Annotated in this window: 20 protein-coding genes, 1 tRNA gene and 1 rRNA gene; 17 read left to right on the top strand and 5 right to left on the bottom strand. The window is 67.7% G+C overall.

Going from position 1 to position 21,780, the window contains the following annotated elements:
* Nucleotides 1–4: 4 nt before the first annotated feature.
* Nucleotides 5–1,000: an NAD(+) synthase gene (nadE, locus tag C470_RS14945; protein WP_007997316.1), complete on the bottom strand. Its 996-nt coding sequence runs from the start codon at nt 998–1,000 to the stop codon at nt 5–7.
* A 430-nt stretch (nt 1,001–1,430) separates the two neighbouring features.
* Between nadE and C470_RS14950 the strand changes: the two genes are divergently transcribed.
* A complete protein-coding gene (locus C470_RS14950) occupies nt 1,431–1,964 on the top strand; it encodes an Rrf2 family transcriptional regulator (protein ID WP_049897987.1) in 534 nt (177 codons plus the stop codon).
* Between the two features lie 35 nt (nt 1,965–1,999).
* On the opposite strand, the gene truA is transcribed toward C470_RS14950, so the two are convergent.
* Nucleotides 2,000–2,917 (bottom strand): tRNA pseudouridine(38-40) synthase TruA, encoded by a 918-nt coding sequence (gene truA, locus C470_RS14955; RefSeq protein WP_007997318.1) that lies wholly within the window; start codon nt 2,915–2,917, stop codon nt 2,000–2,002.
* Complete coding sequence (locus tag C470_RS14960; RefSeq protein WP_004598496.1) at nt 2,914–3,429, bottom strand: universal stress protein; 516 nt, start codon at nt 3,427–3,429, stop codon at nt 2,914–2,916. Before C470_RS14960 ends, truA begins: the two co-directional genes overlap by 4 nt.
* Before the next feature lie 111 nt (nt 3,430–3,540).
* Between C470_RS14960 and C470_RS14965 the strand changes: the two genes are divergently transcribed.
* The 11 genes from C470_RS14965 (at nt 3,541) to C470_RS15015 (ending at nt 11,172) form a co-directional block, all read left to right on the top strand.
* Nucleotides 3,541–4,107 carry a peptidylprolyl isomerase gene (locus tag C470_RS14965; RefSeq protein WP_004598497.1) on the top strand — a complete coding sequence of 189 codons (567 nt, stop codon included), beginning with the start codon at nt 3,541–3,543 and terminating at the stop codon, nt 4,105–4,107.
* A gap of 128 nt (nt 4,108–4,235) precedes the next feature.
* Nucleotides 4,236–4,344: transfer RNA gene (locus C470_RS14970), tRNA-Glu, on the top strand.
* Nucleotides 4,345–4,452: 108 nt separating this feature from the next.
* Nucleotides 4,453–5,640: a cystathionine gamma-synthase gene (locus C470_RS14975; RefSeq protein WP_004598498.1), complete on the top strand. Its 1,188-nt coding sequence runs from the start codon at nt 4,453–4,455 to the stop codon at nt 5,638–5,640.
* Nucleotides 5,641–5,718: 78 nt separating this feature from the next.
* Entirely contained in the window at nt 5,719–6,666 is a 948-nt protein-coding gene (locus C470_RS14980; RefSeq protein WP_008368317.1) for a D-2-hydroxyacid dehydrogenase, read from the top strand.
* A 193-nt stretch (nt 6,667–6,859) separates the two neighbouring features.
* Nucleotides 6,860–7,858: a phosphate signaling complex PhoU family protein gene (locus tag C470_RS14985; protein ID WP_004598500.1), complete on the top strand. Its 999-nt coding sequence runs from the start codon at nt 6,860–6,862 to the stop codon at nt 7,856–7,858.
* A complete protein-coding gene (locus C470_RS14990) occupies nt 7,855–8,727 on the top strand; it encodes an alpha/beta hydrolase (RefSeq protein ID WP_049908787.1) in 873 nt (290 codons plus the stop codon). Before C470_RS14985 ends, C470_RS14990 begins: the two co-directional genes overlap by 4 nt.
* 36 nt (nt 8,728–8,763) lie before the next feature.
* The gene (locus tag C470_RS14995; protein WP_004598502.1) at nt 8,764–9,147 is read left to right on the top strand and encodes a hypothetical protein; all 384 of its coding nucleotides are present in this window, start codon (nt 8,764–8,766) and stop codon (nt 9,145–9,147) included.
* 77 nt (nt 9,148–9,224) lie between these two features.
* On the top strand, nt 9,225–9,506 hold the full coding sequence (locus C470_RS15000) for a ubiquitin-like small modifier protein 1 (protein WP_004598503.1): 282 nt from the start codon (nt 9,225–9,227) through the stop codon (nt 9,504–9,506).
* Complete coding sequence (locus tag C470_RS15005; RefSeq protein ID WP_008368322.1) at nt 9,503–9,958, top strand: hypothetical protein; 456 nt, start codon at nt 9,503–9,505, stop codon at nt 9,956–9,958. The genes C470_RS15000 and C470_RS15005 overlap by 4 nt, the downstream gene beginning before the upstream one ends.
* Nucleotides 9,958–10,392, top strand: coding sequence for a hypothetical protein (locus tag C470_RS15010; protein ID WP_008368324.1), 435 nt, complete (start codon nt 9,958–9,960; stop codon nt 10,390–10,392). The genes C470_RS15005 and C470_RS15010 overlap by 1 nt, the downstream gene beginning before the upstream one ends.
* A 54-nt stretch (nt 10,393–10,446) precedes the next feature.
* Entirely contained in the window at nt 10,447–11,172 is a 726-nt protein-coding gene (locus C470_RS15015) for a fumarylacetoacetate hydrolase family protein (RefSeq protein WP_008368326.1), read from the top strand.
* A 39-nt stretch (nt 11,173–11,211) separates the two neighbouring features.
* Here C470_RS15015 and C470_RS15020 read toward each other — a convergent pair whose 3' ends face one another.
* Nucleotides 11,212–12,060 (bottom strand): DUF7117 family protein, encoded by an 849-nt coding sequence (locus C470_RS15020; protein ID WP_007346070.1) that lies wholly within the window; start codon nt 12,058–12,060, stop codon nt 11,212–11,214.
* A 110-nt stretch (nt 12,061–12,170) separates the two neighbouring features.
* Here C470_RS15020 and C470_RS15025 point away from each other — a divergent pair, with 110 nt between their 5' ends.
* From C470_RS15025 to C470_RS15040, 4 genes are all read left to right on the top strand, one after another.
* Nucleotides 12,171–13,277 carry a DUF7544 domain-containing protein gene (locus C470_RS15025; RefSeq protein ID WP_008368329.1) on the top strand — a complete coding sequence of 369 codons (1,107 nt, stop codon included), beginning with the start codon at nt 12,171–12,173 and terminating at the stop codon, nt 13,275–13,277.
* 195 nt (nt 13,278–13,472) lie between these two features.
* Nucleotides 13,473–15,725: an NADP-dependent malic enzyme gene (locus C470_RS15030; RefSeq protein ID WP_008368331.1), complete on the top strand. Its 2,253-nt coding sequence runs from the start codon at nt 13,473–13,475 to the stop codon at nt 15,723–15,725.
* 124 nt (nt 15,726–15,849) lie between these two features.
* Complete coding sequence (locus C470_RS15035) at nt 15,850–16,665, top strand: DUF7839 domain-containing protein (RefSeq protein ID WP_004598510.1); 816 nt, start codon at nt 15,850–15,852, stop codon at nt 16,663–16,665.
* Between the two features lie 978 nt (nt 16,666–17,643).
* On the top strand, nt 17,644–18,849 hold the full coding sequence (locus C470_RS15040) for a Cdc6/Cdc18 family protein (RefSeq protein WP_004598511.1): 1,206 nt from the start codon (nt 17,644–17,646) through the stop codon (nt 18,847–18,849).
* 123 nt (nt 18,850–18,972) lie between these two features.
* Here C470_RS15040 and C470_RS15045 read toward each other — a convergent pair whose 3' ends face one another.
* Nucleotides 18,973–19,533, bottom strand: coding sequence for a TATA-box-binding protein (locus C470_RS15045; protein ID WP_004046033.1), 561 nt, complete (start codon nt 19,531–19,533; stop codon nt 18,973–18,975).
* A gap of 759 nt (nt 19,534–20,292) precedes the next feature.
* Here C470_RS15045 and C470_RS15050 point away from each other — a divergent pair.
* Nucleotides 20,293–21,762, top strand: a 16S ribosomal RNA gene (locus tag C470_RS15050).
* Nucleotides 21,763–21,780 lie beyond the last annotated feature (18 nt).

Consider the following 21,780-nt stretch of genomic DNA (forward strand, 5'->3'; position numbering starts at 1 on the left):
TCGGTCACTTCACGTCGGCCTCAGGCGTCGGCGGCGGGAGCCGCTTGTGCGCCGTCGCGCGGTGACGTCCGAGCAGGTCCGCGACGAGTTCGCGGTCGACCGCGGCGGGTTCGCCGGCCTCGTTCCCGGCGTCGGCTGTGTCGGCGTTGGCGCCGTCGTCGGCGTCCCGGTCGGCGACCGCGGCCTCGATCCGCTGGACGACCGACTCCGGGTCGAGTCCGCGGTCGACGCCGAGGTGGAGGACGGGGTCGACGACGCCGTAGGGCGCGCCCAGGTCGTCCGCGTCGCGCTGTCCGGGGAGAAACCCCGCGGTCGGCGGCTTCTCGACGACGAACTCCGGCACGTCGAGTTCGGCCGCGAGCGCCCGCACGTCCGTCTTGTAGAGGTGACCCAGCGGGAACAGGTCGCCCGCGCCGTCGCCGTGTTTCGTCAGGTAGCCCAACAGGAGTTCGCTCCGGTTCGCGGTGCCGCAGACGAGGCGGTTCGTCGCGTTGGCGGCGAGGTAGGCGACGGCCATCCGGAGGCGCGCGACGGCGTTGCCGGACCGGACCGGCTCGTCGTGGAGGTCGAAGCGGTCGGGAGCGACGGCGCCGAACTGCGCGAACAGCGGCTGGAGGTGAACCGTGTCGTGGTCGATGCCCAAGGCCTCCGCGAGCGCCTCTGCGTCGCGTGCGTGCGGCGCGCCGACCTTGTTACACGGGAGAATCAGCCCGTACACGCGGTCGGCGCCGACCGCCTCGACTGCGAGCGCGGCCGTCACCGTCGAGTCGAGCCCGCCGCTCATGTTCACTACCACGCCGTCGGCGCCCGCGGCGTCGACCCGATCGGCGACGAACGACCGAACTCGGTCGCGTTCGACCGCGAGATCCCGCTCCGGGAGCAGCGAGGCGGGAGGGGGGTGAGAGCTGGCGGCGTCTCGATCGTGGTTCGACACCGCCCCTTCCGCCGACCGTTCGGCGGCGGCCTCGTCCGGATCGAACGCCGACTCCGGGTCAGCCATTTCCTCCTCCGGCGCGGACCGTCCGCCCCGTCCGAATCGTCCGCCGATGGGGCTGTCCGCCGACGGCTCGTGAGGAGGCGCGGGTGCGTCTCTGCGGGCGTTCGCGAGCGTCGCGTTGGATCGTCATCAGTCGGCCGCCGCTTCCGTTTGCGCTGGTAAATACTTGCGGTGTGGATCGTATAAGGAATTGGTACTGTTACGGCTGAATAGAGTAGAGTTACTCGTGAACTACGATGTACATACGATTATACTCGGAATAATCTGGTATACTTGAGCTTCTATGCCGCTGAACGAGGGAATAACTCGTCTCCCGAAATAATGCGCCCTATTTGAGTACGTTTGAATAGAAATCAGTCGTAGAACAATTGTTCTAAGCATATAATGTGATTATATACGAACATTTATTAGTTAGATAGAGTTCGATTTGTCCATGTCACGTATTCAGCTGAGTTCGAGTCAGGAACGCGTGCTTACCGCGCTCGTGAACCTCTCCGAGGGCCGGGAGGCACCGGTACAGGGGCGGGAGATCGCCGACGCGATCGACCGCAATCCGGGAACGGTGCGGAACCGCATGGGGAGCCTCAGCACCCTCGGCCTCGTCGAGGGCGTCGCCGGGCCGGACGGCGGCTACATCCCGACCGACGAGGCGTACGACGCGCTCGGCATCGAGCGCCTTGAGGACGCCGCGACGACGCCGGTCGAGCGCGAGGGCGACCCCGTCGAGGACGTCACGGTCGCAGAGATCGACCTGTCGAGCGTCGCAAATCCGGAGCTGTGTCGCGCCGAGCTCGTGATCCGCGGCCCGGTCGGCCCCTTCGACGCGGGCGATCACGTCACCGTCGGGCCGACGCCCGCCACCGGGCTGCGGCTCTCCGGCGTCGTCGACGCGACGAACGTCGACGGCAACAGCCTCCTGGTCCGCGTCGACGGCATGGAGACGGCGGCGGGGGGGTCGGCTGCGTAGCGGCGGCCCGAGCCGCGGCCGTCCGAAAGTCCGATTCACTCCTCGCCGACCGCCGAGAACAGCCTGTCGCGGACCGCGCCGGTCGCGGCCGCGGCGTGGCGAGCGTCCCGGTGTCGCTCGCCGAAGGCGACGCGTGCACTTTCCGCGGCCTCGCGGTCGACGGTGAACTCCGCGTCGGGGTAGGTCACGTCCCACAACACGAGCGGTTCCGGGGGCGCGGGACCGACGCCGCGATCGCCCGAGACCGGTTCGGCGGCGAGCAGCCGGTCGATCCACGCGAGGTCGGCGGTTCCGCGACCCACGGCGCGGACCGCGGCGACGACGCGCCGGACGAGCGCGCGCGGGAACCCGTCCGCCGAGAGTTCGACGACGAGCGCGTCGCCCTCGCGGGTCGCCCGCGCGTCGAGGTCGCGGACCGTTCCCGTCTCGTCGGTGGTCAGGTTGTGGAAGTCGTGCTCGCCGTCGAACCGCGCGAGCGCCGCCCGGAACCGGTCGTCGTCGACCGCGTGCTCCGGGTCTCGGCGCGTGCGGTCCGAGCCGGATTCGGAGCCCGATTCGGGCGCGTAGAGGTGGTAGCGGTACGTCCGCTGGACCGCGTCGTGCGTCGCGTGGAACCCGCCCTCGACGTCGGCCGCGGCCCACACGCGGACCGACCCCGGCAGGTGGCCGTTGAACGCGCGGGGCGTGAGCCACGTCGGCGCCTCGAAGGCGACGGTCTGTGCCACCGCGGAGACGCCGGCGTCGGTCCGGCCCGCCGCGGCGTAGCCGACCGGCGTGGCGTGGGTCGACCCGTCGCCGCGCTCGACGACGCCGTGTTCCGCGAGCGCTTCGAGGAGCGCGTCCGCGACCGTGCTGGCGTGCGGCTGGCGCTGGAAGCCGGCATACCCCCGGCCGTCGTACGCGACCCGGAAGGCGCGGGTGACCGTCCCGCGATCGTTCGACGCGGCCGTCACTGGGCGTCGGACGCGTCGCCGCCGTCCGTCGCGTCGCTCGCGTCTTCGTCGGTCTCGGTCGGCTCCGCCTCTCCTCCGGCCTCTTCGGGGTCGGCCATCGGAACGGTTACCACCGGTACCGACGCGACGCGGACGACCTTCTCGGTGACGCTCCCGAGGAGCAGCCGGCGGATCCCGCGACGGGTGTGGCTCGGCATGACGACGATGTCGGCCCCGTCGTCGATCGCGTTCTCAATGACGTCCAGCGGGTCGCCGCGGACGACGCTTCCGACTGCCTCGACGCCGGCCGCTTCCAGTTCTGCGGTCACCGCTTCCACCCGTTCTTCGGCCGCCTCCGCGAGCCGGTCGGAGAACACGCCGGTCCGCGGGCCGGCGAGCGTGTCGACCGCGGTGTCGGCGGCCGAGATGACGTGGACCGTCGCGTCGTATCGCTCGGCGAGGCTGGCGGCGTGCGGGATCGCGTCGTTCGCCTCGCCGCCGGGCGCGACGGGCAGGAGGATGTTGTCGTACATGCGTGGTGACGGAACGCCCACCCGCAAAGTCCTGTCGGCGTTCGCCCCCGTTCGCAGGTCGCGGAGAACCGGATGGGCAGGGTTTTCCGACGGGCGGCCGTCCCTGGGGACATGGCACGAGAGGTTTCCAACCCCGACAACCCGCAGGTGACGCTCCAGACCAACCACGGCGACATCGTCGTCGAACTGTTCGCCGACCGCGCGCCGAAGACGGTCGAGAACTTCCTCGGGCTGGCGCGCCACGACCCCGCCGCCGACGCGGAGCCGGCGCGGGATACCAACACGTGGGAGGACCCCAAGACCGGCGAGGTCCGCGGCGACTCGCTGTACGAGGGGATCGTCTTCCACCGCGTCATCGACGACTTCATGATCCAGGGCGGCGACCCGATGGAGAACGGTCGCGGCGGCCCCGGCTACCAGTTCGACGACGAGTTCCACGACGACCTCACCCACGACGGACCCGGGATCCTCTCGATGGCGAACTCCGGCCCGAACACGAACGGTTCGCAGTTCTTCATCACGCTGGACGCGACCCCGCACCTCGACGGCAAACACGCCGTCTTCGGGCAGGTCATCGACGGGATGGACACCGTCGAGGAGATCGGCGGCGTGCCGACCGGCCGCAACGACGACCCCCGCGAGGCCGTCGAGATCGAGAAGGTCAACATCGACGAGTAAGACCGTCGACTCCGGCCTGTGTCAGGTCTCGGCCCCGATCCGTCCGCGGCCTGGGCCGCGTGCGCCGACCTCTCACGCTGCGGAGAGTTGAGAAGAGTTAAATTATCCCCGACGTAAGCAACGTTCGCGCTCGGTTGGTGTAGTCCGGCCAATCATGTTGGCCTTTCGGCGGACGCGGCGCCTCGGCGCCGGTTCGGAAGTCAGCCGACGACCAGGGTTCAAATCCCTGACCGAGCATCCACTCTCACACCGCGAGCGACGCGTCCCGTTCTCCGGCCGGTCCGCACCGTTCTCCGGTCGGGCCAAAGGGGAAGAATCACGGCTGTCGGTGACGGAGAGTCGGGTATGAGCGACCGACCCGACGAGCGCGACGGCGACAACGACCGCCGCTTCGAGACCCGCGCGATCCACGCCGGCCAGGAGCCGGACCCGGAGACGGGCGCGCTGATGACGCCGATTCACGCGAACTCGACGTACGAGCAGGACGCGCCGGGGGACCACCGCGGCTACGAGTACAGTCGCACGGGGAATCCGACGCGCAGCGACCTCGAGGCGAACCTCGCCTCGCTGGAGTCGGGCAGTCACGCCCGCTGTTTCTCCTCGGGGATGGGCGCGATCAACACCGTCCTCAACCTGCTGTCCGCGGGCGACCACGTCGTCGCCGGCGACGACGTGTACGGCGGGACGCACCGCATCCTGACGCAGGTGTACGACGAGTACGACATCGAGACCAGCTTCGTCGACACGACGGACCACGACGCGGTTCGTGACGCGATGCGCGACGAGACCGAGCTGGTGTGGGTCGAGACGCCGACGAACCCCCTGATGAACGTCAACGACATCGGCGCGCTCGCCGACATCGCCCACGAGCGCGACGCGCTCTGCGCGGTCGACAACACGTTCGCGACGCCGTACCTCCAGCGCCCGCTCGAACACGGCGCGGACGTCGTCTCCCAGTCGCTGACGAAGTACCTCGGCGGCCACTCCGACACCATCGGCGGCGCCCTGATCGTCGACGACGAGGAGCTGGACGAGCGGCTCGGCTTCTATCAGAACTCCGTCGGCGCGACGCCCGGCCCGTTCGACGCGTTCCTCGTCCTCCGCGGGACGAAGACGCTCCCGGTCCGGATGGACCGTCACTGCGAGAACGCGATGGAACTCGCCGAGTGGCTGGAGGGACACGAGGCGGTCGAGCGCGTCTACTACCCCGGGCTGGAGTCGCACCCGGACCACGAGCTCGCGGCCGAGCAGATGGACGACTTCGGCGGCATGCTCTCCTTCGAGCTGGACGGCACCCTCGACGAGGCGTCGACGGTCGTGAGCGAGACGGAGGTGTTCACGCTCGCGGAGTCGCTCGGGGGCGTCGAGAGCCTCATCGAGCAGCCCGCCGCGATGACCCACGCGGCGATCCCGCGCGAGGAGCGGCTCGCTGCCGGGCTCACCGACGGGCTCATCCGGGTGTCCGTGGGGATCGAACACGTCGACGACATGAAGGGCGACCTCCAAGCGGCGTTCGACGCGGCGCTGTCGTAGGCGTCTAACCGTCCGGGCGGTCACGACCGGCGTCTGACGACTGACATCATTTTTATCGGTGCCGCCGAGACTGCCTCCATGAGCGATCCAGACGTCTTGGTGCTTCGCCAGACGATCCACGGACTGGGCCCCGACGAACTGGCGGCGGCGATCCGCGAGCGACTCCCCGACGCGACGGTCGCGCGGGCACGAACGCCGGCCGAGGAGCGCGACCTGATCCGGACCGCGCGGGTCGCCGTCGGGCTCACCATCGACGAGGAGCTGCTCGCGGCCGCCGAGGAACTGGAGCTTTTCGCCTGCGTGTTCGCGGGGACGGGCCACCTGCCGCGCGACCTGCTCGACGACCACGGGGTGGCCGTGACGAACGCGTCCGGCGTCCACGGGCCGAACATCGCCGAGCACGTCGTCGGGTCGATGATCGCGCACGCGCGACAGTTCCACCGGGCGTACCGCCAGCAGTCCCGCCGCGAGTGGCGCACCTACGAGACCACGGAGGTGTACGGCTCGACCGTCGCCGTGGTCGGGCTCGGCGCCATCGGGCAGGCCGTCGTCGACCGGCTGGCGTCGTTCGACGTCGACACGGTCGGCGTGCGTTACTCCCCCGAGAAGGGCGGCCCGACCGACGAGGTGTACGGGTTCGACGAGTTCCACGAGGCCGTCACCGACGCCGAGTACGTCGTGCTGGCCTGTCCGCTCACGGAGACGACGCGGGGGCTCGTCGACGCCGACGCGCTCCGGACGATGCGCCCCGACGCCGTCCTCGTCAACATCGCGCGCGGACCGATCGTCGACACCGACGCCCTGGTGACGGAGCTCCGGAACAACCGCATCCGCGGCGCGGCGCTGGACGTCACCGACCCGGAGCCGCTCCCCGAGGACCACCCGCTGTGGGGACTCTCGAACGCGACAATCACGCCGCACAACGCCGGCCACACGCCCGAATACTACGAGCGCGTCGCCGAAATCCTCGCGGACAACGTCGCGCGGCTTGACGCCGGCGACGAGCTCCGCAACCGGGTGGTGTGAAAGAGTCCGGCGACCGTCTAAATCAAACTATATACTTCTATATATTTTGTACTTCTGAATCGAACGATGCCGTCGCTATCGCCCTTGTCAGTCGCCTATCGACACAGAAGAGACTCCATCAAACCCCAGACGCAGGAAAACGGAGGTATATATTTTGATCAAAATTAAGGTGTTCCGTTCCCGAGGGTGAGGTATGGAAACGCGGAAGGTCCAGGTCACCGGCGGCTCGACGTACACCGTCTCGATTCCGAAGACGTGGGCGACCGACAACGGCGTCGAGGCCGGGACGGAGATCGAGTTCCACCCGGACGGCGACTCGCTGTTCCTCACGCCGCGGTCCGATTCGGAGCGGACCCGGGGAACGCTGGACATCGCCGACCTGACGGGCCAGGCGCTCCGCCGGGCGGTGACGACGATGTACGTCAGCGGGTTCGACGTCATCGAACTGGAGGGGGCGGAGATCACCACCGAGCAGCGGTCGACGATCCGGGACGCGGTCCAGAGCCTCGTCGGCTTGGAGGTGTTAGAGGAGACGCGCGACCGCGTCGTCGTCCAGGATCTCCTCGACTCGTCGGAGCTTTCGATCCACAACGCTGTCACGCGGATGCGGCTGATCTCGCTGTCGATGCTCGACGACGCGATCACCGCGCTCGCCGAGCGCGACCACGAGCTCGCGCGCGACGTGATCGGCCGCGACGACGACCTCGACCGGCTGTGGCTCGTCGTCTCGCGGATCTTCCGCGCCACGCTGCGGACGCCGAAGGCCGCCGAGGAACTCGGCCTCCCGCGCGAGGAGTGTTTCGACTACCACTCCAGCGCTCGCCAGCTGGAGCGGATCGGCGACCACGCGACGAAGATCGCGCACCTGACGCTGAACATCGACGAGCCGCTTCCCGACGAGGTCGTCGACGCCGTGCGTGACCTCCACGGCGACGCGGTCGACGTGATCGACGCGGCGATGGACGCGCTGTTCGACGACGACACCGACGCCGCGACCCGCCGAGCCAACGAGGCGCGGACCGGCGTCAGAGCGATCGACGAGCGCGTGCGCTCCATCGACGAGCGCCTCCGCGACCTCGACCCGACGCGCGCACAGCTGCTGGGGCTCGTCGTCGACTCCGTCCTCCGGTCGGCCGACTACGGCGGTAACATCGCCGAGACGGCCCTCCAGAAGGCCGCGCCGACGCCGTGAGGGACGCCCTCGACGCGATGGCGCGCCGACTGCCCCGGCGCCGGACGCTCGCGCTCGTCGGAGGTGCGGTCGTCCTCCTCGTCGCGATCGTCGTCGCCGGCGGCGCCGCGTACTTCGCCGCCGGACTGGGGCCGGACGCGGACGCGGTCGCGGCGGTCGAGGCCGACCCGAACGTCTCCGTCGATCGGACGGCGGTCGGGACCGCGGTCCGCGACGGGCCGGTGACGTCGTCGACGGTCGGGCTCGTCTACTATCCGGGCGGGCGGGTGGCACACGAGAGTTACGTTCCCACCGCCGCAGAGATCGTGGCGGCGTCCGATCGCGACGCGCTCGTCGTCGTGATCGACGCCCCGCTCAACCTGGCCGTCCTCGCGCCGGACCGCGCCGATCGCGTCCGCGAACGTTACCCAGAGGTGGACGCGTGGGCGGTCGGCGGCCACTCGCTCGGCGGCGCCATGGCCTGTCGACACGCGGCCGGAAACGCCGAGGCGTACGACGCGCTCGTCCTCCACGCCGCGTACTGCGATCGCGACGTCTCCGAGAGCGGCCTCGACGCGCTCTCGGTCGTGGGCGGCGCCGACGGGGTGATCGACGCCGAGCGCGAGCGCGCGTCTCGGTCGAACCTCCCGGCGGACGCTCGGGTCGTCGAACTCGACGGCGTCAACCACGCCGGATTCGGAGCGTACGGACCACAGCCCGGCGACGATCCCGCGTCGCTGTCCCCGGACGCAAGCCGGGAGGCGGTCGGGAACGCGACCGGAACGTGGCTCTCGGAACGGGGTGCGGTGACCCGCGACGGCCCGTCGCGATCGGTTTCGGACCGCGCTCCCGGCGCCGTCCGCTCCGGCGCGCCCGTCGTTGCCGGGTGAGCGGGTTTTTTGACCGCGCTCCCCCGAGGGGATCGCATGCCAGAGATCGAACTCGGCGTGCCGAGGGGCGTCGTCGAGTCGCTCCCGGAGGAGGAGGGGACCGCCGAACGAGACATGCGACGCGCCATCACCGGCATCCAGTCGCGGTTGAACGACGCGCTCGACGAGGCGGAGCCGGACGAGGCGGCCGAGGTCGTCGCCGACGCGGTGGAGCGCATGGAGTCGCAGGCGAGCACGTACCACGAGTTCGTTCCGGAGCTGCGCGCGTGGGGGCAGTCGCCCATCTACGCGATCGCGTGGCGCAACCTCTACCTCGAACTCATCGGCCAGCTGTACGACCACGAGTGGCTCGCCGACGACCTCGACCGCGAGCGCAACTTCCGGCTGGTCGAGGACGGGATCCGGCTGTCGGACCTGTAGCCGGCGACGCGTCCACTTCGCGGCCGTCGCCTTCCGCGGCCGGCCGCTTTTAAGCCGCCGCGACACGACGTACGGGTATGGAACTGGAACTGCGGTTCTTCGCGACGTTTCGCGAGGCCGCCGGCGGGAAGACGGTGAACGCGGAGTTCGCCGACGGCTCCACGGTCGGCGACGTGTTGCGCGAACTGGAGTCGGAGTACGAGGGGATGGAGGGCCGACTGATCGTCGACGGCGACCTCGCCCCGCAGATCAACGTCCTGAAGAACGGCCGCGAGGTGCTCCACCTCGACGGGCTCGACACACCGATGGCGGACGGCGACCGGCTCTCCGTGTTCCCGCCGGTCGCGGGGGGGTCATGAGCGACGACGGGTCGACGACTGCGGAGGAGGCCGGTAGCGACGGCACGGCGGCGGCCGAGGGTGGGGAGGACCACGGTACGGCGGCCGGGGGTGGGGAGGACCACGGCACGGCGGCCGAGGAGGCCGACGGCGACGCGAGCGCCGAGTCGTCCGGTCCCTCGCCCGCGGAGGAGGGATGGGAGCGCGAGACCGTGGCCTACCGCGGCATCTCCCGGCGGCTCGCGGCCCACTACCTCCGCAATCTGGGCGGAGAGCTCGTCGGGACCGACGACCCCGCGGAGGCGACCCGCGTGGACGGCGACGGCTGGCGAGTGACGCTCAGCGCCGAGAAGGTGACCGCGGCGGCCGCGATCAAACTCACCGAGGTGACCGCCGAGTTCGCCGGCGACCCCGATGTGCTCGCCGAACTGCTCCCGAAGTATCGGCAGAAGGCGATGCGCGCCGGCGGGTGATGTCCGACGACGCCGAACAGGACCCGGGGTCGTATCCGATCGAGGGTACCGCGCTGGTGAAGACGGCGGCTCTCGCGAGCGTCCCGGCCGCGCGCGTGCCGGCGCTGCTCGCGCGCGTCCAAGCCGATCTGGGTCCCAGAATCGACGCGTATCGCCGGCGCTACGAGCGGATCGCGGCCGAGCCGGAGCGCGAGACGTTCCTCGTCGAGCCGGACCACTGGGAGGCGGTGGCCGACCGCGTCGGCCTCTCCGAGCGCGAGCGCGACGCGGTGGTTCGCGCCCACGAGGCCGCGGTCGAGCGGATCGGCTCCGGGAGCGGTCGCCGGGAGGAGTTCGACACCGCGCTGGAGATCCGGTCGGGCGTCGTCATCGGCGTCGAGGGAGGAGATGAAGCGGAGACGAACGGCGACGAGCCGAACGCAGACGGCGACTGATCCGGGCGCTGCCGTCACCGACGCCTTTTCGGACCGCTACGGAGACGTTCCCACATGCGACTCGCTCGACTGCTCACCCCCGACGGCCCCGTGGCCGGCCGCTACGTCGACGGCGCGGTCGTCGCCGCCGACGGCCGCTACGAGGTCGGTCGCGACGGGCGACTGCTCCCGCCGTGCGACCCAAGCGCGCTGTACTGCGTCGGTCGGAACTACGCCGAGACGCTCGACCAGATGGAGTACGAGCGGCCCGAAGAGCCGGACTTCTTCATCAAACCGCCGTCGAGCCTGCTCGCGCACGGCGAGGCGATCCGGTATCCCGAGTGGACCGACGAGCTGACGTACGCCGGCGAACTGGTCGCCGTGATCGACGAGCGCTGTCGCGACCTCGACCCCGAGGACGTCCCGGACGCGGTGCGCGGCTACACGGTCATGAACGACGTCGACGCGCTCGACCAGCAGGGGCGGACCGCGCGCAAGGCGTTCGACGGCTCGGCGCCGCTCGGGCCGTGGATCGAGACCGACGTGGACCCGACGGAACTCGACATCGAGACGACCGTGGGCGGCGAGAGGAGACAGGACGCCAACACGGAGCTGATGCTGTTCGGCCCGCACGAAATCGTCTCGTACCTCTCGAAGCGGTTCACGTTCGAGCCGGGTGACTGCGTCGCGTTCGGCAGTCCCGCGAACCCCGGGCTCGTCGAGCCCGGCGAGCGCGTCGAGATCACCTACGAGGGGGTCGGGACGCTCTCGAACGCGGTGGTCGCGCCGGACGGGGAGTAAGCGTCTCCGGGGCCGGCAAAAGAGAGAGTCCGGTGGGTCTCAGCGATCCGCCGGGTCGAGGTCGTCGACGCTCGCGTCGTCGATCAGGTCGTCGGCGTTCGTTAGCGCCGTCTCGTCGCCGGTTCGGACGTACGCGCCGAGCGCGTCGGCGGCCTCGACGAGGGCGTCCGCGGCCGCGGGCGGCACGTCGCCGCCGAGCGCGTCGACGCGCGTGACGCGGTCGCGGAGGCGCTCGAACGCGTCGCGGGCGGGGCCGATCCTCGCTTCCGGATTCTCCCCGTCGACGGTGACCGTCGGGGCGTCGTCGTTTTCGGCGTCGCTTCCGTCATCGGCGTTCTCATCGCTCCGCTCGGCGCCAGCTTCGAGTTCGTCGAGGAAGTCGAGCGCGTCGCTCCGGTACGCTTCGACCGCGCGCACGGCCGCCATCCCCCGGGCCTCGCGGAGCGCGGTCGGGACCTCGTCGGCCGGCGGTCGGTCGCCGTCATCGGCGCCGGCGAGCAGCGCGAGGAGGTACTCGCGGTCGGCGTCGGTCGGGTCGCGCAGTCGCTCGAAGCAGTCGACGGCCTCCAGCAGTTCGCGGGCCGCGAGGTACGTCTCGTCGAGCGGCGCGAGCCGGCCGCCGTCGATGAACCCGCGCTTCCGGCAGTACTCCCGGAGGTCGGACTGGAGGTCGTCGACCCCGGATCGGGGGAGGGTCTCGGGCGCGTCCCCGAACCGCTCGCGATGGGCGGAGAGGTCGAGCGAGGCGGAGGTGTCGGTGTGGGCGGTGCGGGCGTCGACGCCGACGCTGCGGAGGTCGCCGCAGCTCGGACACGCGACGGAACCCGTCTCGTAGTACGACCACCGCGTGCCGCAGGACTGGCACTCGCGTTCGCCGCGGACCTTCATGCGAGGCGGTTCGTCGCGTCCGCCCTAAACGACTGCGGGTCGACGGTGGAGGCTCGGGAGACGATCGTTCAGTTGCCAGCCTATTTCACGCTCTCCGGCGAACGGTCGGTATGACTTGGCACGCCGTCGACGCGCTCGACCGCGCCGTCGACGCGACGCGGCGGCTCCTCTTTCCCTTCGAGGCGGTCCGGTGGGCGAAGCTCGCGTTCCTCGCGCTCGTGATGGCCGGCGGGGGCACCGGAGCGTCGTGGACCGGCTCGTCGTCGCTCGGCGGCTCGACCGGCGGGATCGGCGCTTGGAGCGAGTTCGCTCCGACGGAATCAGAGTCGGTGCCGGCGGGGATCGAGCACGTCGTGAGTACGGGCGCCGAGCGGCTCGCCGGACTCGACGTCGCGCTGCTGGCCGGGATCGCGGTCAGCGCGGCGCTCGGCGCAGTCGCGCTCGTCGCGTGTTCGATCGCCTTCCGGCTCGCCTTCTACGACGCGCTCGCGACGAACCAGGTCGCACTCTGGCGGCCGTTCCGCGATCGGTTCCGGCAGGCGCTGGGGCTGCTCGCCGTTTCGACGCTCCTCGCGGTCGCGACCGGGATCTCCGTGCTCGCGCTCGTCGTCGCCGTCGACCCCGCGGCGTTGCGCGCGGTCGGCGTCTCGCTCGGCGGCTTCCCCGGATCGTCGACGATCGCGTCCGTCGCGCTCGGTGCGTTCGGGGTGACCGCGTTCGGGGCCGCGCTGTTCGGGACCGTCGGGTCCCGGCTCACGTTCGAGTTCATCGCCCCCGCGATGGTCGCCCGCGACGTTGGAGTGCTCGCCGGGTGGCGTGCGGTCTGGGCGTCGCTCCGCGATTCGTGGAGCGACGTCGTCGCTTATCTCGTGGTTCACGCCGTCCTCACCGCCGGCGTCAGGATGCTTCAGGCCGTCGCCGTCGCGCTCGTCGGCGGCCTCGTCGCCGTGACGGCCCTCGTCGCGCTCCTCCTCGCGGCGGTTCCGCTCGGAGGAGTCGAGGCGCTGTTCGGGACGACCGCAGGGGCGATCGCTCTCGCGGCCGTTCTCGTCTGCGCCGTCGTCGCCGTCGTGGTCACGACGCTCCCGGTTCGGCTGGTGGCGCGCGCGTACCTGACCGCCTACGAGGTCTCGACGCTCGCCGGGATCGATCCCGACCTGGCGCCGCTGGCATCGACGCTCGTCGCGCGCGACGAATCGGAGCCGATCGGGGAGTGATCCGTCGGTCGGCGTGCGTCGTCGGGGGAGTGATTTGTCGGTCGGCGCCCGTCGTGGGGGAGAGATTTGTCGGTCGGCGCCCGTCGTCGGGGGCTCTCGGTACCGTTGGGGCGTTGTCGAATGATCGTCGAACGTCGAATCGTATATTCGACACCATCGGATACCTTTTTACTCCGTTCACGAATGGAGAGAGACATGGGACTGGACGACGACGCGAGGGAGTACCACCGACAGGAGCCGCCCGGAAAGATAGCGATCGAGACCACGAAGCCCACGAACACGCAGCGAGACCTCTCGCTGGCGTACTCGCCGGGCGTCGCGGCGCCGTGTCGCGATATCGCGGCCGACCCCGAGTCCGTCTTCGAGTACACGGCGAAGGGGAACCTCGTCGCGGTCGTCTCGAACGGCTCGGCCGTCCTCGGACTCGGCGACATCGGCGCGGCCGCCTCGAAGCCCGTCATGGAGGGGAAGGGAGTGCTGTTCAAGCGGTTCGCCGACATCGACGTGTTCGACATCGAGCTCGACATCGACTCCGTCGACCCGTTCTGCGAGGCGGTAAAGGCGATGGAGCCGACGTTCGGCGGGATCAACCTCGAGGACATCAAGGCGCCCGAGTGCTTCAAGATCGAGGAGCGGCTCCGCGAGGAGATGGACGTCCCGGTGTTCCACGACGACCAGCACGGCACCGCGATCATCTCCGGCGCGGCGCTGATGAACGCCGTCGACATCTCCGATAAGGACCTCTCGGAGCTCGAGATCGTCTTCTCGGGCGCCGGCGCGTCGGCCATCGCGACGGCCCGGTTCTACGTCTCGCTGGGCGCGCGCAAGGAGAACATCACGATGTGCGACTCCTCCGGGATCATCACCGAGGAGCGCGTCGAGGCCGGCGAGGTCAACGAGTACAAGAGCCAGTTCGCCACGCCGGTCGAGGGCGGCGACCTCGCGGACGCGATGGAGGGCGCAGACGTGTTCGTCGGGCTCTCCGTCGGCGGGATCGTCTCCCAGGAGATGGTCCGATCGATGGGCGACGACCCGATCATCTTCGCGATGGCGAACCCCGACCCGGAGATCACCTACGAGGACGCGAAAGAGGCGCGCGACGACACGGTGATCATGGCGACGGGCCGGTCGGACTACCCGAACATGGTGAACAACGTGCTCGGGTTCCCGTTCCTCTTCCGCGGGGCGCTCGACGTGCGTGCGACCGAGATCAACGAGGAGATGAAGGCGGCCGCCGCGGAGGCGCTCGCCGACCTCGCGCGCAAGGACGTGCCGGACGCGGTCGTGAAGGCGTACGGCGACGAGCCGCTCCAGTTCGGCCCCGACTACGTCATCCCGAAGCCGCTCGACCCGCGGGTGCTGTTCGAGGTGGCCCCGCGCGTCGCGGAAGCTGCGATGGAGTCCGGGTCGGCGCGGGCCGAGATCGACTTAGAGAAGTACCGAGAGCGGCTCGAAGCGCGGCTCGGAAAGTCCCGCGAGATGATGCGGGTCGTGTTGAACAAAGCCAAGAGCGACCCCAAGCGGATTGCCCTCGCGGAAGGCACGGACGAGAAGATGATCCGCGCGGCTTACCAGCTCTCCGAGCAGGGGATCGCCGAGCCGGTGCTTCTCGGTGACGCCGATACCATCTCGCAGACCGCGGCCGAACTCGGCCTCTCGTTCCGCCCCGAAGTAGTCGACCCCGACGACCGGGACGTCTCCGGGTACGGCGACCGGCTGTACGAGCTCCGGAAGCGCAAGGGAATCACGAAGCGCGAAGCTGACGACCTGGTGAAGCGGGACACGAACTATCTGGGGAGCGTGATGGTCGAGACCGGCGACGTCGACGCGATGCTCACCGGGCTCACCCACCACTACCCGTCCGCGCTCCGGCCGCCGCTCCAGATAGTCGGATCCGCGGCCGACACCGACACCGTCGCCGGCGTGTACATGCTCACGTTCAAAAACCGGGTCATCTTCTGTGCGGACACGACGGTCAATCAGGACCCGGACGCGGAGACGCTGGCGGAGGTCACGCGACACACCGCCGACCTCGCGCGCCGGTTCAACGTCGAACCCCGCGCGGCGATGCTGTCGTACTCCAACTTCGGGAGCGTCGACAACGAGGGGACGCGGAAGCCGCGCGACGCGGTCGACATCCTCCAGTCCGACGACGCGGTCGACTTCCCGGTCGACGGGGAGATGCAGGCCGACACCGCGGTCGTCGACGACATCCTCAACGGGACCTACGAGTTCTCCCAGCTCGACGAGGCCGCCAACGTCCTCGTGTTCCCGAACCTCGAAGCCGGGAACATCGGGTACAAGCTGCTCCAGCGCCTCGGCGGCGCAGAGGCCATCGGACCGATGCTCGTCGGGATGGACGAGCCGGTCCACGTCCTCCAGCGGGGCGACGAGGTGAAAGATATCGTCAACCTGGCCAGCGTCGCCGTCGTGGACGCGCAGGAGTAGTTCCCCCAGCGTCCCCCGGCTGCGGGAGCGTCCGTCGAGGCTGTCTTGGTGGTCGATAATCGTCGCGCGTGCCCCGCCGCTCGGCACACCAATTTTACTTGTTTCCGACTACGACAGTATTGGTATGGGACCGAGCGAGGATCCGGACGAATCGACCGGGCCGCGAGTGCTCGACAACAGGCGCGACGCGACACGGTACCGGGTTCTCGTCGAGATCGCCGCGCGACAGCCGGCGGTGAGCCAGGAGGAGATCGCCGACGTCATCGGCGTGACGTCGCAGGCGGTCAGCGACTACGTCCGCGATCTGGTCGACGGCGGGTTCGTGGAGAAGCGCGGTCGCGGTCGGTACGAGGTGACGAAGGAGGGCGTCGACTGGATCATCACGCGGACCGACGCCCTCTCGGAGTTCGTTTCTCGGGTGTCCGACGACGTCTTGGGGAGCGTCGACGTCGACGCCGCGGTGGCGACCGACGCGCTCGAAGAGGGGGACGACGTCGGACTGGAGATGCGCGACGGCGTGTTACACGCCGTCCCCGAGGGGGGTTCGGCCGCGACGGCGGTCGTCGTCACGGGCGGCGAGCCGGGAGAGGCGGTCGGCGTCACCGACTTCGAAGGCGTCGTTGAGTACGATCCGGGCGTGGTGACGGTCGTCCCCGTCCCCGCCGTGACCGAAGGCGATCCGCCCTCTCCGGACGTGATCAGAGACCGCGCCACAGAGGCGGACCTCGTCGCGGTCGGCGGAACCGAAGCCTATGCCCTCGCGACCCGTACCGGGCTGCCGCCCGACGTGCGGTTCGGGTCGGCGACGGGCGTCTCACAGGCCGCCCTTCGCGGGCTGGACGTACTCTTGCTCGTGTCGACCGACGAACTCTCTCGGCACACGACGCGGCTCCGTGAAGACGGCGTGCGGTACGAGGTTCGCGACTCCCTCGATCGCTGAGTCGGTCACCGAGCCCGAGCGCTGCGCCGTGAAGACTGGGTGTGGGGAGAAGCGCGTGTGGGGACGGGTTCGATCTGAGGGCGATACGAGTAGTGAACGAAACGAGCGGAGAGGCACACCGTGTTTCCGGTGAAATCGGGGTTTGGGTTGGTGTGGTTGTCGGGTGGGCGGGGTATCTTGTCCGAGAACTTTGACCGATCCAAAACAACGGGTTTTATTATCTGATCCAGAGTAAAGTTCGCCAAGCCAATTAGCGAAGGCTCGCCGAGCCATACAGTGTGTTTCATCGGAAACGTGGTCTCCCCCGTGATAGACTCGTCTGACACCTCCATCGAACACCGCATTTCCGGTGAAATAGGCTGGCAATCGCCCCCCTCGTTGCTGGTCTCGGTCTCCCTGTTCAAGTCGTTCTGCTGTCTGGCGCTATCTACTAACGTCTCCTTTACGCGCTCTCGTGTTTCTCTCGTGTCGCACTTGTTTCATTCCGGCTTCACTCCCGCTGATTGGTGCGAATTCTCGTCGTCCGTTCACTCTGGTGGCGTGTTTCCCGTTCGGTCTGTTTCGCCCGGTTGGCTCTCTGTCGTTCTAATCGCGTCGACCTCGGTTGTCCGAGAGTCCTGCCCTGAACAGTCCGTTAACACCTCTTAACCTACCTCTCCAGACCCCTTCCGACCAACCCATTCGGTCATCCCTCGACCGACCAACCCTCCCACCCATCCTAACTCTCCCACCCATCCGACCATCCCACCCATCCGACCCTCCCACCCATCCGACCATCCCACCCATCCGACCATCCCACCCATCCGACCCTCCCACCCAACCGACCCTCCCACCCAACCCCCATTTTCACCGGAAACGTGGTGTGTGTCTCGACCGACCAACCCGTCCTCCGGTCGCCCCACGACCCCGCCTCACGACCGCGCCCCACACCCGGCCGCGAAACAGAACTCATTTCACCGGAAACCCGGTGTCTCTCTCATGGACGCAGCGGACGACCTCTTCACGAGGGAGGACCCCATCTTCGCGAACAAGGAGCTCCTCGAGATCAGTCACCTGCCGGGTGAGGGCCGAATCGTCGGCCGAGACGACGAGATCGCCGACTTGGCGACGGCGGTCAATCCGGCCATCTTCGGGCAGAGCCCGAGCAACGTCCTCATCTACGGGAAGACTGGTACGGGAAAGTCGCTGTGTGCGAAGTACGTCTCCAAGCGACTCGTCTCGACCGCGAGCGAGGAGGGCGTCACGGCGACGTTCGCCTACGTCGACTGCGCGCAGGACACCACGGAGACGCAGGCGGTCCAGACGATCGCCGAGGGCGTCAACGATCCCGAGGAGACGGGGATCAACGTTCCCGACAAGGGGCTCTCCACCTCCACGTACTACAAGCGGCTCTGGCGGATCCTCGACCAGCGGTATGACGTCGTTCTGATCCTGCTCGACGAGATCGACAAGCTCGACGACGACGCCATCCTGATGCAGCTGTCCCGCGCGGGCGAGGCCGGGAAGATCACCGACTGTAAGCTCGGTGTCGTCGGGATCAGCAACAAGATCCAGTACAAAGACCGGATGGACGAGCGCGTCAAGTCCAGCCTCTGTGAACGCGAGTTCGTCTTCCCGCCCTACGACGCGAATCAGCTACGAGAGATCATGCAGGCGCGCGCGGACGCGTTCCACGACGACGTGCTCGAACCGTCGACGATCCCCCGCGCCGCTGCGCTCGCCGCGCGCGAACACGGCGACGCGCGGAAGGCCATCGACATCCTCCGATACGCGGGCGAGATCGCGCAGGCGAACGGCGAACCCACGGTCCGCGAGGAGTTCGTTACGCAGGCGCGCGAGCGTGCCGAAACCGATCGCTTCCGGGAGCTCATCCGAGGCTCCACCCCGCACTCGCGGTACGTGCTTCAGGCGCTCGCGCTGCTCTCGCTTTCGAACGGTCGACAGGACGGATTCCGGACGAGTCGCGTGTACGAGATCTACGAGAACATCTGCCGACAGGAGGGCTCCGACAGCCTCTCGCTGCGACGCGTCCGCGACCTCCTGAAGGAACACGCGTTCCTCGACATCATCGAACAGTCGAAACACAGCGGCGGTAGCGCCGAGGGAAGCTACACCAAACACCAGCTTCTCGAGGACCCGAGCGTCGTCAAAGAGGTTCTCACCGAGGACGACGCCGAAGCGTAACCGAACCGCACTCGGCCGCCCGACGTTGATCGACCGCCACCCGAGGGTGACTGACGGCGGCTCGACACCGACCACCGACTTTTATCGAGCCAGTGGTAACCGAACAGACCGATCGATTCAACCTCAGCCGAGCAGGCCGAGCCCTTCGATGCGCTCGACGATCTCCTCGACTGCTTCCTCGGCGTCGTCGGTCCGCTTGCCGCCGGTGATAACGATCTTTCCGCTCCCGAAGAGCAGGATGACGACTTCGGGTTCGTCCATCCGGTAAACGAGTCCGGGGAACTGCTCCGGTTCGTACTCGACGTCTTCGAGGCCGAGCCCGATCGCGAGGGCGTTGAGGTTGAGGTTGTGCCCGAGGTCCGCGCTCGACACGATGTTCTGAACGGTGATCTCCGGGTCGTCTTCGACGGGGATCTGGAGGCCGCGCAGCTTCTCGAATATGATCCCGAGCGCCTCGTGGACGTCGTCGATACTCTTCGCGCCCGTACAGACGATCTTCCCCGAGCGGAAGATGAGCGCGGCCGCCTTCGGCTCCTGGGTCCGGTACACGAGGCCAGGGAAGTTGTCCGGGTTGAAATCCGCACCCGGGAGGTCTTCCGCGAGCGCCTCCAAATCGAGCTCCTGGCCGATACCCGTCGATGCAACAACGTTCTGAATCTCGATCGAGTCTGCAGGGTTCGTCATCGTTCGCTTTTATATGTGTCCCCCTCCCTTATAAACGCCCGTGGTATAAACGACCGGTCCGTCCCGAAACGGATTATCTCTCATCCCGCGTACGCGCGAGACCTCACGTAGCCTGAGATTCTATGATATTATGTTGATATATCTCCCGACTTCGAGTTCCCATCCGACCGCTCGCTGACGCCGGCCGTCTCCGTCCGCCACCACTCACAGATGGATCAACTCGTTGTGAACTGCCCCATGAAACCGCATGACGTAGCGTAGATGCTTCGACGGGGTTAAGTACAACCCGGGCATTCGAAGAAATGCGAGGCGCCCCCGACGAAGGGGCACCGACCGGCCGTTGACGCGGCCGGTCAAAGCGTTCCGACGTGCTTAAGTGTATAAGCCCGTTCGGTCAATACGCGAAGAACGCACCGCGGACTCGGGCCGTTCAACTCGGCCCGGTTTCGCAGAGTCGGCTCGACCGACTCACCCAATGAGGATCACGCCCCCTGCGCTCCGGCGTAAGCGGTGATCTGATGTGAGCCGTGGTCGTTCGGTGTCATCCAAGCCGTTGGATGTACCGGACACCACACAGACCAATGCAATGGTGTGTCAACTCTCGTCTTCAACGAGATTGACACCCGCCAACACCCCCTTCGAGCCGGGAATNCCGGACACCACACAGACCAATGCAATGGTGTGTCAACTCTCGTCTTCAACGAGATTGACACCCGCCAACACCCCCTTCGAGCCGGGAATCAGGCTCGAAGGTTATTCATTCCGGTTGATCCTGCCGGAGGCCATTGCTATTGGGATCCGATTTAGCCATGCTAGTCGCACGAGTTCAGACTCGTGGCGAATAGCTCAGTAACACGTGGCCAAACTACCCTTCGGAACACAATACCCTCGGGAAACTGAGGCTAATAGTGTATACCACATCACCACTGGAATGAGTGATGTGCCAAACGCTCCGGCGCCGAAGGATGTGGCTGCGGCCGATTAGGTAGACGGTGGGGTAACGGCCCACCGTGCCAATAATCGGTATGGGTCATGAGAGTGAGAACCCAGAGACGGAATCTGAGACAAGATTCCGGGCCCTACGGGGCGCAGCAGGCGCGAAACCTTTACACTGCACGACAGTGCGATAGGGGGATCCCAAGTGCACAGGCATAGCGCCTGTGCTTTTCGGTACCGTAAGGTGGTACCAGAATAAGGGCTGGGCAAGACCGGTGCCAGCCGCCGCGGTAATACCGGCAGCCCAAGTGATGGCCGATCTTATTGGGCCTAAAGCGTCCGTAGCTGGCCGCGCAAGTCCATCGGGAAATCCACCTGCTCAACAGGTGGGCGCCCGGTAGAAACTGCGTGGCTTGGGACCGGAAGGCGCGACGGGTACGTCCGGGGTAGGAGTGAAATCCCGTAATCCTGGACGGACCGCCGATGGCGAAAGCACGTCGCGAGGACGGATCCGACAGTGAGGGACGAAAGCCAGGGTCTCGAACCGGATTAGATACCCGGGTAGTCCTGGCCGTAAACAATGTCTGCTAGGTGTGGCTCCCACTACGAGTGGGTGCTGTGCCGTAGGGAAGCCGCTAAGCAGACCGCCTGGGAAGTACGTCCGCAAGGATGAAACTTAAAGGAATTGGCGGGGGAGCACTACAACCGGAGGAGCCTGCGGTTTAATTGGACTCAACGCCGGACATCTCACCAGCATCGACTGTAATAATGACGACCAGGTTGATGACCTTGTCCGAGTTTCAGAGAGGAGGTGCATGGCCGCCGTCAGCTCGTACCGTGAGGCGTCCTGTTAAGTCAGGCAACGAGCGAGACCCGCACCCTTACTTGCCAGCAGCACTGCGAAGTGGCTGGGGACAGTAGGGGGACCGCCGTGGCTAACACGGAGGAAGGAACGGGCAACGGTAGGTCAGTATGCCCCGAATGTGCTGGGCAACACGCGGGCTACAATGGTCGAGACAAAGGGTTCCAACTCCGAAAGGAGACGGTAATCTCAGAAACTCGATCGTAGTTCGGATTGTGGGCTGCAACTCGCCCACATGAAGCTGGATTCGGTAGTAATCGCGTGTCACAAGCGCGCGGTGAATACGTCCCTGCTCCTTGCACACACCGCCCGTCAAAGCACCCGAGTGAGGTCCGGATGAGGCGTTCCACGAACGTCGAATCTGGGCTTCGCAAGGGGGCTTAAGTCGTAACAAGGTAGCCGTAGGGGAATCTGCGGCTGGATCACCTCCACCGACCCGAGACTCGCCC

Source organism: Halorubrum distributum JCM 13561, from assembly GCF_000337395.1.
Taxonomy (GTDB): domain Archaea; phylum Halobacteriota; class Halobacteria; order Halobacteriales; family Haloferacaceae; genus Halorubrum; species Halorubrum distributum.